Below are 12,415 nucleotides of genomic sequence, written 5' to 3'. Positions count from 1 at the left end.
TTGAGTTAAGCCGCGCCGCGAAGCGGCGTCGGCTTGAACGAATTGTTAGACATTATTTGCCGACTACCTTGGTGATCTCGCCTTTCACGTAGTGAACAAATTCTTCCAACTGATCTGCGCGCGAGGCCAAGCGATCTTCTTCTTGTCCAAGATAAGCCTGTCTAGCTTCAAGTATGACGGGCTGATACTGGGCCGGCAGGCGCTCCATTGCCCAGTCGGCAGCGACATCCTTCGGCGCGATTCTGCCGGTTACTGCGCTGTACCAAATGCGCGACAACGTAAGCACTACATTTCGCTCATCGCCAGCCCAGTCGGGCGGCGAGTTCCATAGCGTTAAGGTTTCATTTAGCGCCTCAAATAGATCCTGTTCAGGAACCGGATCAAAGAGTTCCTCCGCCGCTGGACCTACCAAGGCAACGCTATGTTCTCTTGCTTTTGTCAGCAAGATAGCCAGATCAATGTCGATCGTGGGTGGCTCGAAGATACCTGCTAGAATGTCATTGCGTTGCCATTCTCCAAATTGCAGTTCGCGCTTAGCTGGATAACGCCACGGAATGATGTCGTCGTGCACAACAATGGTGACTTCTACAGCGCGGAGAATCTCGCTCTCTCCAGGGGAAGCCGAAGTTTCCAAAAGGTCGTTGATCAAAGCTCGCCGCGTTGTTTCATCAAGCCTTACGGTCACCGTAACCAGCAAATCAATATCACTGTGTGGCTTCAGGCCGCCATCCACTGCGGAGCCGTACAAATGTACGGCCAGCAACGTCGGTTCGAGATGGCGCTCGATGACGCCAACTACCTCTGATAGTTGAGTCGATACTTCGGCGATCACCGCTTCCCTCATGATGTTTAACTTTGTTTTAGGGCGACTGCCCTGCTGCGTAACATCGTTGCTGCTCCATAACATCAAACATCGACCCACGGCGTAACGCGCTTGCTGCTTGGATGCCCGAGGCATAGACTGTACAAAAAAACAGTCATAACAAGCCATGAAAACCGCCACTGCGCCGTTACCACCGCTGCGTTCGGTCAAGGTTCTGGACCAGTTGCGTGAGCGCATACGCTACTTGCATTACGGGGTCGTCTCAGAAAACGGACCGCAAAGTACGCTAAGCCGGACTACCCCGGCCCCTGCCGATGCTTGGCCAGCAGCCGCACAACGGTGGAAGGATGGACTCGAAACAAGCGGGCAGCATCAGCCCCCGTCTTCTGCCCCGACGTGATCAGGGCGACGATCTCTTTTTGCTGTTGCTGCGTCAGCTTCGGACGTCGGCCGCCGACGCGCCCATCCTTGCGCGCAGCTTCCAGACCGTGCCGCGTGCGCTCGCGTAGCATCGCCCGCTCGAACTCCGCGAATGAACCGACGATCTGCATCATCATTCGTCCAGCCGGTGTCGTGGTGTCGATAGATTCAGTGAGACTCTGAAAGCCCGCGCCCGCTTCTTCAATCTTTTCCAAGGTCAGCAGCAGGTCTTTCAAGGACCGGGACAAGCGATCCAGTTTCCATACCACCACCACATCGGCCTTGCGCAGGTGGCCAAGCAACCGATGCAGCTCTGGACGATCCCAGCGCCCACCAGAGGCCTTCTCCTGGAAGATCAACTCACACCCTGCCGATTGCAAGGCAGAGATTTGAGCTTGGTTGTCTTGCTCTTGGGTCGAAACGCGGGCGTAACCGATGCGCATGATTGCTTATTCCTATTGCCATTTGCTTTTATTTTGCAATACGTTTTAGCAACGCACAACACCTTATGGGTGTGCTGCTTCCATTGTGATTGCGCAAATGACCGTTTTTGCAATCTACTCAAGACTTTATTTTGTAGATCTTATCTCATTATTGTAGTAACATCTACGACATGAATTTGCTTTCGCTTATCCTTTCCTTGCCTACTGAAAACGCGACCGTCCGGCAACGGACGTGGCGTGCCCTCAAAGCCTCCGGCGCTGCGGTGCTGCGCGACGGCGTGTACCTGATGCCCGACCGCGACGAATGCCGCGCGGTGCTGGATAACTTGGCCTCCGATGTGCGTGAAGGCGGTGGGGTCGCTCATGTGCTGCGTATGGAAGACCCTGAAGGGGTCAACTTCGTCGCATTATTCGACCGCAGCAACGATTTTGCTGCCTTGCTGGTCGATGTCCATCATCTCAGGCAGACGCTGACATTGGATACCGTGCAAGACGTGCTGCGGCAGGTGCGTAAGCTTCGCAAATCCTTTACTACGCTGGTTGAAATCGACTTCTACCCCGGCGAGGCTCAGCGTCAAGCGGACAGTGCGTTGTGTGAACTGGAACAAGCTTGCGCCCGCACGCTGTCGCCGGACGAGCCGCACGCTGTAGAGGGGACTATTACCCGCTTGGATCGTTTGGATTACCAGGCCCGTACCTGGGCCACTCGCGCACGTCCTTGGGTTGATCGGCTCGCCAGCGCATGGCTGATCCGGCGCTTCATCGACCCGCAGGCGCGCATCCTTTGGTTGGCAACCCCTGCGGACTGCCCGCCGGATGCGTTGGGCTTCGACTTCGATGGCGCGACGTTCAGCCATGTCGGCAGCCGTGTCACGTTCGAGGTCCTGGCGGCGAGCTTTGGGCTGGAACAGCCCGCCATCACAAGGATTGGCCTTGTGGTGCATTACCTCGACGTGGGCGGCATCCAGCCGCCAGAGGCCACTGGTATCGAAAGCGTACTGGCCGGTTTGCGGGAAACGGTTGACCACGACGATCAACTATTGGCCATCGCCTCCACTGTGTTCGATGGCTTACTGGCCAGCTTTGAAAAAGGGACCCTCACCGTATGACTCAAACCGTCGTAACCAAGGAGGCTGTGGCAGTGCCTCCCTCCCCACAAGTTGTCAGCTTTTGGCAAGCGTTTCGCCTGTGGTTAAAGATCGGGTTCATAGGCTTCGGCGGCCCCGCCGGACAGATCGCGATCATGCACCGCGAATTGGTCGAACAGCGGCGCTGGATCAGCGAGCGTCGCTTTCTGCATGCGCTCAACTTCTGCATGCTGCTTCCGGGCCCGGAGGGGCAGCAACTCGCCACATACATGGGCTGGCTAATGCACCGAACTTGGGGAGGCATAGTTGCAGGTGTCCTGTTTGTGCTGCCTTCGCTCTTCTTTCTGATCGCGCTGTCGTGGATTTACATTGCGTTCGGTGACACGCCGCTGGTTTCCGGCCTGTTCTACGGCATCAAACCTGCCATCACCGCGGTTGTCGTGCAGGCCGTGCATCGGATCGGCTCGCGTGCTCTCAAGAACGGCCTGATGTGGGCGATTGCCGCTGGGGCATTCGTCGCCATCTTCGCGATGAATGTGCCGTTTCCGGCCATCGTCGCCGGGGCCGCGCTGATAGGGTATATCGGCGGTCGCGTTACCCCGGACAAATTCAGGGCCGGCGGCGCGCATCGTGCGGCCGATAAATCCTATGGCCCCGCGCTGATCGATGACAACACCCCCATACCGTCGCACGCCCTGTTCCGCTGGTCTGGCTTGCTGCGGGTTGCCGCGATGGGTTGCCTGTTGTGGCTGATCCCCATGGCATTCCTTCTCGGCACCTATGGCTGGGACCACACCCTGACCCAGATGGGCTGGTTCTTTACGAAAGCCGCATTACTGACCTTTGGGGGGGCCTATGCAGTATTGCCGTACATCTATCAGGGTGCGGTCGGCCATTACAGTTGGCTCACCCCCACGCAGATGGTCGATGGGTTGGCGCTCGGCGAGGCCAATCCGGGGCCGCTCATTATGGTGGTGGCCTTCGTCGGCTTTGTGGGGGCCTATGTACAGGCACTATTCGGCCCCGACATGTTGTTCGTTGCCGGTGCGGTCGCAGCCGCGCTGGTGACCTGGTTCACTTTCCTGCCGTCCTTCATTTTCATCCTCGCCGGAGGGCCGTTCGTAGAGTCGACGCGCGGAGATCTCCGGTTTACCGCGCCGCTGACTGCGATAACGGCAGCGGTGGTCGGTGTGATCCTGAACCTGGCCGTGTTTTTCGCCTATCACGTGCTCTGGCCCAAAGGCCTCGCCGGGCACTTCGACTGGGTGTCGGCACTGATCACCATCGGTGCGGCAGTGGCCTTGTTCCGCTTCAAGCGAAACGTGATTCACGTCATCGCGGCATGTGCGGTGCTGGGCCTGATATTGAAGACCTTGATCTTGTGAGGTGACACCATGTCCTTCGACATTAAACCGCTGCCTTTCCCCGCAAGTACCCTAAATGGTCTGTCCGAAAAGCTGATCGCCAGCCATCACGAAAACAACTATTCCGGGGCCGTCAAACGCCTGAACGCCATCCACACCAAGCTCGGCACCCTTGACTTCACGCAGGAAGCCGGCTTCCTGCTGAACGGTCTCAAACGCGAAGAACTGATCGCCTACAACTCGATGCTGCTGCATGAGATCTACTTCGACTCGCTGGGCGGCAACGGCGTGTTGCCCGTAGGCCCGCTGTGCGAGGCGATCGAGCGCGACTTTGGCAGCGTCGAGCGCTGGCAGGCCGAATTCTCGGCGATGGGCAAGGCGCTCGGCGGCGGTTCCGGCTGGGTGCTGCTGGTCCAATCAGCGCGCGACGGCAAGTTGAGCAACCAGTGGGCCGCCGATCACTGCCACACCTTGGCTGGCGCTTTGCCAATCCTGGCGCTTGATATGTATGAACACGCGTATCACATCGACTATGGCGCCAAGGCCGGTGCCTATGTAGATGCATTCATGGCCAACATCGACTGGCAACGAGCGGCTATTCGCTGGGCTAGTCACCAACCCTCAGGAGGACTCTCATGAAATGGATTACCCGCGAACGCCCGAAGATCGATCGCATTGCCTGCCCGTGGCTGGTGACGCGGTTCATCGATACGGATGCCGAGTTCCTCTACGTCCCGGCAGGCGACGTGCTGCGCATCGCTCAGGAGACCGGCGCGGTCCCGTATGACATTCCTGGAGTGGAACTTTCCCATGACGGTGAGCTTTGCAGCTTCGATGCCTTCCTGGCCAAGTACGCGATGGATGACCCTGCCCTCAAACAGCTCGCCGTGATTGTTCGCGGTGCCGATACATCCCGACTTGACCTGACGCCGCAGTCGGCAGGGTTGTACGCGCTATCTCTTGGCTTGTCGCAGAACTTCAGCGACGACCATGAAATGCTCAAGCACGGCATGGTGATGTACGACGCGTTCTATGCATGGTGCAAGCACTGCCAGAGTGAGACGCATAACTGGCCGCCGAAGATGTAACCAAGCGAATTCGAGAGGGAGTCGCCGGACATGCCGCGCCGTTCGATCCTGTCCGCCGCCGAGCGCGAGAGCCTGCTGGCGTTGCCGGACACCATGGAGGACTTGATCCGCTACTACACGTTCAGCGAATCCGACCTCTCGATCATCCGGCAACGGCGCGGTCCAGCCAACCTCCTGGGCTTCGCCGTGCAGCTCTGCTACATGCGCTATCCCGGCATGATGCTCGCGGTAGATACGGAGCCGTTTCCGCCGTTGCTGCGTCTGGTAGCCACGCAACTGAAGGTGCCACCCGAAGCCTGGGCGGACTACGGCCAGCGCGCCGAGACGCGCCGCGAGCACCTGCTGGAACTGCAATCGATCTTTGGTTTCCAGGCCTTCGCAACGCGGCACTATCACCCCAGCGTGCACAGCCTGGATGAACTGGCTTGGCAGACCGACAAAGGCATCGTGTTGGCGACGGAGTTGATCGAAGGGCTGCGACAAAAGAGCGTGCTGCTCCCGTCACCGGGCGTCATTGAACGCATCTGCGCCGAGGCCATTACTCGCGCCAACCGGCGCATCTACGAAGCGCTGTCCGAGCCGCTGACAGACCCCCACCGGCATCGCCTCGATGATCTGCTCAAGCGCCGCGAGTTCGGCAAGACGACCTGGCTGGCCTGGCTGCGCCAGTCGCCCGTCAAGCCGAACTCGCGCCACATGCTCGAACACATCGAGCGCCTGAAAGCCTGGCAGGCGCTCGACCTGCCTACTGGCATCGAACGGCTGCTTCACCAGAACCGGCTGCTCAAGATCGCCCGCGAGGGTGGCCAGATGACGCCCGCTGATCTGGCCAAGTTCGAGCCGCAACGGCGCTACGCCACCCTCGTCGCGCTGGCCATCGAGGGTATGGCCACCGTCATCGACGAAATCATCGACCTGCACGACCGCATTCTGGGCAAGCTGTTCAACGCCGCCAAACACAAGCATCAGCAGCAGTTCCAGGCGTCCGGCAAAGCGATCAACGCCAAGGTGCGACTGTACGGACGCATCGGCCAGGCGCTGATCGACGCCAAGCAGTCGGGCGGCAACCCGTTCGCCGCCATCGAGGCCGTCATGTCCTGGGATGCCTTCGCCCAGAGCGTCACCGAGGCGCAGAAGCTCGCGCAGCCCGATGACTTCGATTTCCTGCACCGCATCGGCGAGAGCTACGCTACCTTGCGCCGCTACGCGCCGGAATTCCTGGCCGTGCTCAAGCTGCGGGCCGCGCCCGCCGCCAAGGGCGTGCTCGACGCCGTCGACGTACTGCGCGGCATGAACACTGACAACGTCCGCAAGGTGCCCACTGATGCCCCGACCGACTTCATCAAGCCTCGTTGGCAGAAGCTGGTGATGACCGACGCCGGCATCGACCGGCGCTACTATGAACTGTGCGCGCTGTCGGAACTCAAGAACTCGCTGCGCTCGGGCGACATCTGGGTGCAGGGCTCGCGTCAGTTCAAGGATTTCGAGGATTACCTGGTGCCGCACGAGAAGTTCGCCAGCCTCAAGCAGGGCAGCGAATTGCCGCTGGACGTGGCCACCGACTGCGACCAGTACCTGTACGAGCGGCTGACACTGCTAGAAGCGCAGCTTGCCACCGTCAACCGCATGGCGGCGGCCAACGACTTGCCGGATGCCATCATCACCGAGTCGGGCCTGAAGATCACGCCGCTGGACGCGGCGGTGCCCGACACCGCGCAGGCGCTGATCGACCAGACAGCAATGATCCTGCCGCACGTCAAGATCACCGAACTACTGCTCGAAGTCGATGAGTGGACGGGCTTCACCCGGTACTTCACGCACTTGAAATCCGGCGACCTGGCCAAGGACAAAAACCTGCTGCTGACCACGATCCTGGCCGATGCGATCAACCTGGGCTTGAGCAAGATGGCCGAATCCTGCCCCGGCACGACCTACGCCAAGCTGGCCTGGCTGCAAGCCTGGCACATCCGCGACGAGACCTATTCAACGGCGCTGGCAGAACTGGTCAACACCCAGTTCCGGCATCCCTTCGCCGGTCACTGGGGCGACGGCACCACGTCATCGTCGGACGGTCAGAACTTCCGAACAGGCAGCAAGGCCAAAAGCACCGGCCATATCAACCCGAAGTATGGCAGCAGCCCAGGACGGACCTTCTACACCCACATCTCTGACCAGTACGCGCCGTTCCACGCCAAGGTGGTCAACGTCGGCGTGCGCGACTCGACCTACGTGCTCGACGGCCTCCTTTACCACGAATCCGACCTGCGGATCGAGGAGCACTACACCGACACGGCGGGCTTTACCGATCACGTCTTCGCGCTCATGCACCTGCTGGGCTTCCGCTTCGCGCCGCGCATCCGCGACCTGGGCGACACTAAGCTCTACCTCCCCAAGGGCGATACCGCCTATGAGGCGCTCAAGCCGATGGTCGGCGGCACGCTCAACATCAAGCATGTCCGTGCCCATTGGGATGAAATCCTGCGGCTGGCTACCTCGATCAAACATGGCACGGTGACGGCCTCACTAATGCTGCGCAAGCTCGGCAGCTATCCACGCCAGAACGGCCTGGCCGTCGCCCTGCGTGAGCTGGGACGCATCGAGCGCACGCTGTTCATCCTCGACTGGCTGCAAAGCGTGGAGCTGCGCCGCCGTGTCCACGCCGGACTCAACAAGGGGGAAGCGCGGAACGCGTTGGCCCGCGCCGTGTTCTTCAACCGGCTGGGTGAAATTCGCGACCGCAATTTCGAGCAGCAGCGCTACCGGGCCAGCGGCCTAAACTTGGTGACGGCGGCTGTCGTGTTATGGAACACGGTCTACCTGGAGCGCGCAGCGCATGCGCTGCGTGGAAACGGTCTCGGCGTCGATGATGCGCTGTTGCAGTACCTGTCGCCGCTGGGCTGGGAGCACATCAACCTGACCGGCGATTACCTCTGGCGCAGCAGCGCCAAGATCGGAGCTGGCAAATTCAGGCCCCTACGACCGCTGCAGCCGCCTTAGCGTACTTTGCGGTCCGTTTTCTGAGACGACCCCATTACAGTTTACGAACCGAACAGGCTTATGTCCACTGGGTTCGTGCCTTCATCCGTTTCCACGGTGTGCGTCACCCGGCAACCTTGGGCAGCAGCGAAGTCGAGGCATTTCTGTCCTGGCTGGCGAACGAGCGCAAGGTTTCGGTCTCCACGCATCGTCAGGCATTGGCGGCCTTGCTGTTCTTCTACGGCAAGGTGCTGTGCACGGATCTGCCCTGGCTTCAGGAGATCGGAAGACCTCGGCCGTCGCGGCGCTTGCCGGTGGTGCTGACCCCGGATGAAGTGGTTCGCATCCTCGGTTTTCTGGAAGGCGAGCATCGTTTGTTCGCCCAGCTTCTGTATGGAACGGGCATGCGGATCAGTGAGGGTTTGCAACTGCGGGTCAAGGATCTGGATTTCGATCACGGCACGATCATCGTGCGGGAGGGCAAGGGCTCCAAGGATCGGGCCTTGATGTTACCCGAGAGCTTGGCACCCAGCCTGCGCGAGCAGCTGTCGCGTGCACGGGCATGGTGGCTGAAGGACCAGGCCGAGGGCCGCAGCGGCGTTGCGCTTCCCGACGCCCTTGAGCGGAAGTATCCGCGCGCCGGGCATTCCTGGCCGTGGTTCTGGGTTTTTGCGCAGCACACGCATTCGACCGATCCACGGAGCGGTGTCGTGCGTCGCCATCACATGTATGACCAGACCTTTCAGCGCGCCTTCAAACGTGCCGTAGAACAAGCAGGCATCACGAAGCCCGCCACACCGCACACCCTCCGCCACTCGTTCGCGACGGCCTTGCTCCGCAGCGGTTACGACATTCGAACCGTGCAGGATCTGCTCGGCCATTCCGACGTCTCTACGACGATGATTTACACGCATGTGCTGAAAGTTGGCGGTGCCGGAGTGCGCTCACCGCTTGATGCGCTGCCGCCCCTCACTAGTGAGAGGTAGGGCAGCGCAAGTCAATCCTGGCGGATTCACTACCCCTGCGCGAAGGCCATCGGTGCCGCATCGAACGGCCGGTTGCGGAAAGTCCTCCCTGCGTCCGCTGATGGCCGGCAGCAGCCCGTCGTTGCCTGATGGATCCAACCCCTCCGCTGCTATAGTGCAGTCGGCTTCTGACGTTCAGTGCAGCCGTCTTCTGAAAACGACATCTGGTGTTCCTCATTCTCTGGTGGCTGCGCGGCCCGGTGCGCTTTCTTCTCGGCTTGGCTTCGTTCGCCAGTCTCATCACCCTACCGATCATGTGGCTTGGGCTGGACTCGGCCAATAAGACCCACATCATGCTATCGGTCGCAGGCGTCGGCCTTGGTGCGTCGGCCCTCATGTGGTTTTATGACGCGCTTCTCATGAGGCTGGCACCAGAACCAATCCTATTCAGCACCTAAACGAAGGCCGGGCCACTCACCCGGCCTTTTTTGTACGCTCATAGGGCAGAACAAACCAACGTTTTAAGTGATGCGTAGCGCATCATTTATTATGGGTTTAATTTGCGCCAATATGAGGCATATTAAATCTGTTTAGAGGTTTTCACTGACCATGCCGAAATACTACGCATATTTGAGGGTTTCCCGTGACGGCCAGGACCCCGAGAACCAGAAGCTCGGGCTGCTGGAATACGCCAACAGCAAGGGCTTCGCGCCCCTGCACATCGAGGAAGAAGTTGCCAGCCGATCGAAGGACTGGCGAAAGCGCAAGATCGGAACGTTGATCGACCAGGCGCAGCGTGGGGACGTGCTACTGACACCGGAGTTTTCCCGCATAGCGGGTTCCGCACTCGCTGCCCTTGAAATACTCAAGGCGGCGAGCGAGCGCGGCCTGATTGTCCATATCACCAAGCAACGGATGGTTCTTGATGGAAGCCTACAGAGCGACATCATGGCAACCGTGTTTGGCATGGCCGCACAGATCGAGCGGCATTTCATCCAGGCCCGCACGAGGGAGGCATTGCAGGTCGCACGGCAGCGCGGAAAGACGCTTGGCCGCCCCAAGGGTAGCACCGCGACAACCTTCAAACTCGATAGCCACATCGAACAGGTTCAAGCCTTTGTGAACCTGGGCGTGTCTCAGCGCCGGGCGGCCGAGCTGCTAGGCGTCAGCCCTAACACCTTGCGCCTGTTCATCAAGCGCCGTCGCATAAAGCCCAACGGCTCCCTTCCGACTGTCTCGTTGTCGGAACCCGGCCTATGAACGAAAAAAAGCCCGAACGGCGGCAACCATTCGGGCTTTGCTTTTCCTTCAACGCAGGAGTCGAGGAAAAAGTAGCTGTACTACCCTCTGATTATAGGACTCCCATGTCCAAATTCCAAGGGTGATTACCCTCTTTACGTTTTGAGTATCGGTTGATATGATGCGATGAGTAAGGCATCGTTCGTGCAGGCGTCGAGTCGTTACGTACATGCCTTGAGGTACAACCACATGAGAAAACGCGAAATGTTGAGCGCAAATCAAGCCACCATCGAGCGCAGCCGACGCACCAACTATTCGGCCCCTTCTGATGAGGGAGGCACGAGGCGCGTCAACTTCCAGCTCGCGGCAGACCTGCATAGGAAGCTCAAAATCTATGCAGCCAATTCGGATAAAACGATCACGGAGATTTTGACGGAATACGTCGAGCAGCTACCGGATACAAAGGAGATTGAACGGTGATCGTTCAGTCATAAACGCAAAAACCCCGATTGGCGTCGGGGTTTTGCTAGGGAGTTGGCATCGAGCGTTTTGGCGAACGCCGAAGCCGAAAAGGCCGCGTAATGCACGGTCCAGAAGATACCTGCATTCTACGGCCATAGCTCCCCTTTTGCAAGGGGCCGCGCGTGCGCGGTCGATGGAGACTTATGGCAGCACTTGCGCAGTTAGCGTTGTTCGACCCTGCCGACGAGGCAGCGACATACCATGACACGAAAAGACACGGGTTCTTTTCTCTGTTGGTAGCAGTCGGCAGCACCAAAAAACAAGAATCCTACCGCTTGGCTGACATGCCCCAAGTATTGAGCATGGTCGATACCACGCGAGACACATGGTTGTCACAAGCCGAATTTATCCGGCCTAATCGGCGCGTCGTGAATCTGGCACGCATCGGCCTACTTTTCACGGATTTAGACACCTACAACCAGCCGTGGGCACAGGGTCGAACGCCGGAGCAGATTGCCGCATCTGTACTCTTTCATTGCGATCAAGAAGGCATCCCGCGGCCGTCGATTTTGGTGTTCAGCGGGCGTGGACTTCAAGCGAAATGGTTGCTTGAAGGAACGTTGCCCAGGCAAGCCCTACCCCGTTGGAATGCGTGCCAACGACACCTCATAGATCGACTTGCACCTTTAGGAGCCGACCCGGCCGCAAAGGATGCTTCCCGTGTGCTGCGCCTGGTCAAAACAGTCAACAGCAAGAGTGGCGAGATTTGCCGCGTGATGCACGTTCAAACGGGCCATGATGGCGACCCCATCCGCTACAACTTCGAGTACCTGGCCGAGCAGCTTTTGCCGGTTGCCCGTTGGGACATAGAGCACCAACGCAAAGAGCGCATCGAGCGCCGGCAGCTCAAACTATTGCCCGGTAAAAAACAGACCGGCCTACGCGGCTTTTCTGGCCGACAACTGGCATGGGACCGCTTGGAGGACTTACGCCGCCTTGCCGCCTTGCGTGGTGGCGTCAGCGAAGGCGAGCGGATGCAGCACCTTTTCTGGCGCATCAATTTCCTACTGCTATCGGGCGCAACGAACAGCGCCTTGATGTACCACGAGGCCGCCGCCCTATCTAAAGAGCTGGACCCATCCTGGGGCTACCGCAGCAAGGAGCTGATGACGCTCTACAGCAAGGCCAAGGCACACGAGGCAGGCGAGAAGGTCGAGCTTGCAGGAAAGACCTACTCGCCACTGTATACCCCCAAGAACGACACACTAATCAACCTGTTCCGCATCACAGATGATGAACAGCGAAAGCTGCGAACCCTCATTTCCCCCGACATTTCCCGAGAGCGCGACAGGCAGCGAAAAGAGGCCCAGCGGCGAGCCGCAGGCGCCGTAGACAGAGCAACCTACGAAGGCAACTCATTGAGCCGCCAGAAGCCTTGGGAAGCCCTCGGAATGAGCCGTGCAAGCTGGTATCGAGCAGGCAAGCCCCTCCCCAACAATCTTGAGACAAGTCCATCCGTATTACAGGCGTCGCAAGGTGGTTCCAAT

The 12,415-nt window shown here is 59.3% G+C and carries 9 protein-coding genes and 2 pseudogenes; 9 read left to right on the top strand and 2 right to left on the bottom strand.

Annotated features, from left to right (window positions below):
- Positions 1-5 precede the first annotated feature (5 nt).
- Together aadA1 and BKD14_RS18145 are read right to left on the bottom strand one after the other, a co-directional pair.
- Positions 6-844: pseudogene (aadA1, locus tag BKD14_RS18155) on the bottom strand (ANT(3'')-Ia family aminoglycoside nucleotidyltransferase AadA1).
- 275 nt (positions 845-1,119) lie between these two features.
- A complete protein-coding gene (locus BKD14_RS18145; protein WP_075657560.1) occupies positions 1,120-1,686 on the bottom strand; it encodes a recombinase family protein in 567 nt (188 codons plus the stop codon).
- A 170-nt stretch (positions 1,687-1,856) separates the two neighbouring features.
- On the opposite strand from BKD14_RS18145, the gene BKD14_RS18140 reads away from it, so the two are divergent.
- The 9 genes and pseudogenes from BKD14_RS18140 to BKD14_RS19625 all read left to right on the top strand — a co-directional run.
- Positions 1,857-2,795: a chromate resistance protein ChrB domain-containing protein gene (locus BKD14_RS18140; protein ID WP_034367493.1), complete on the top strand. Its 939-nt coding sequence runs from the start codon at positions 1,857-1,859 to the stop codon at positions 2,793-2,795.
- Complete coding sequence (gene chrA, locus BKD14_RS18135; protein WP_075657559.1) at positions 2,792-4,159, top strand: chromate efflux transporter; 1,368 nt, start codon at positions 2,792-2,794, stop codon at positions 4,157-4,159. The genes BKD14_RS18140 and chrA overlap by 4 nt, the downstream gene beginning before the upstream one ends.
- Positions 4,160-4,168: 9 nt before the next feature.
- The gene (locus BKD14_RS18130; protein WP_034367502.1) at positions 4,169-4,777 is read left to right on the top strand and encodes a Fe-Mn family superoxide dismutase; all 609 of its coding nucleotides are present in this window, start codon (positions 4,169-4,171) and stop codon (positions 4,775-4,777) included.
- A complete protein-coding gene (locus tag BKD14_RS18125) occupies positions 4,774-5,226 on the top strand; it encodes a chromate resistance protein ChrB domain-containing protein (RefSeq protein ID WP_075657558.1) in 453 nt (150 codons plus the stop codon). Before BKD14_RS18130 ends, BKD14_RS18125 begins: the two co-directional genes overlap by 4 nt.
- A gap of 30 nt (positions 5,227-5,256) precedes the next feature.
- Positions 5,257-8,223 carry a Tn3 family transposase gene (locus BKD14_RS18120; RefSeq protein WP_075657557.1) on the top strand — a complete coding sequence of 989 codons (2,967 nt, stop codon included), beginning with the start codon at positions 5,257-5,259 and terminating at the stop codon, positions 8,221-8,223.
- A 20-nt stretch (positions 8,224-8,243) separates the two neighbouring features.
- Positions 8,244-9,188: a class 1 integron integrase IntI1 gene (intI1, locus tag BKD14_RS18115; RefSeq protein ID WP_139316481.1), complete on the top strand. Its 945-nt coding sequence runs from the start codon at positions 8,244-8,246 to the stop codon at positions 9,186-9,188.
- A gap of 588 nt (positions 9,189-9,776) precedes the next feature.
- Positions 9,777-10,427: a recombinase family protein gene (locus tag BKD14_RS18105; protein WP_075657555.1), complete on the top strand. Its 651-nt coding sequence runs from the start codon at positions 9,777-9,779 to the stop codon at positions 10,425-10,427.
- Positions 10,428-10,655: 228 nt separating this feature from the next.
- Positions 10,656-10,886, top strand: coding sequence for a chromosome partitioning protein ParB (locus tag BKD14_RS18100; RefSeq protein WP_210215537.1), 231 nt, complete (start codon positions 10,656-10,658; stop codon positions 10,884-10,886).
- 1,319 nt (positions 10,887-12,205) lie between these two features.
- Positions 12,206-12,415 (top strand): annotated as a pseudogene (locus tag BKD14_RS19625) (hypothetical protein); the annotation flags it as partial.

The sequence above is a fragment of the Pseudochrobactrum sp. B5 genome, assembly GCF_001939785.1.
In the GTDB taxonomy this organism is placed as follows: domain Bacteria; phylum Pseudomonadota; class Alphaproteobacteria; order Rhizobiales; family Rhizobiaceae; genus Pseudochrobactrum; species Pseudochrobactrum saccharolyticum.
The sequence above is the reverse complement of the archived record's forward strand: the minus strand, read 5'-3'. Positions and strand labels throughout refer to the sequence as shown.

What these genes read in the sequence shown, in the direction of transcription:
- BKD14_RS18140 (WP_034367493.1), top strand. Translation starts at nt 1,857, where the DNA reads ATGAATTTGCTTTCGCTTATCCTTTCCTTGCCTACTGAAAACGCGACC.
- BKD14_RS18120 (WP_075657557.1), top strand. Translation starts at nt 5,257, where the DNA reads ATGCCGCGCCGTTCGATCCTGTCCGCCGCCGAGCGCGAGAGCCTGCTG.
- BKD14_RS18145 (WP_075657560.1), bottom strand. Translation starts at nt 1,686, where the DNA reads ATGCGCATCGGTTACGCCCGCGTTTCGACCCAAGAGCAAGACAACCAA.
- chrA (WP_075657559.1), top strand. Translation starts at nt 2,792, where the DNA reads ATGACTCAAACCGTCGTAACCAAGGAGGCTGTGGCAGTGCCTCCCTCC.
- BKD14_RS18125 (WP_075657558.1), top strand. Translation starts at nt 4,774, where the DNA reads ATGAAATGGATTACCCGCGAACGCCCGAAGATCGATCGCATTGCCTGC.
- BKD14_RS18100 (WP_210215537.1), top strand. Translation starts at nt 10,656, where the DNA reads ATGAGAAAACGCGAAATGTTGAGCGCAAATCAAGCCACCATCGAGCGC.
- BKD14_RS18130 (WP_034367502.1), top strand. Translation starts at nt 4,169, where the DNA reads ATGTCCTTCGACATTAAACCGCTGCCTTTCCCCGCAAGTACCCTAAAT.
- BKD14_RS18105 (WP_075657555.1), top strand. Translation starts at nt 9,777, where the DNA reads ATGCCGAAATACTACGCATATTTGAGGGTTTCCCGTGACGGCCAGGAC.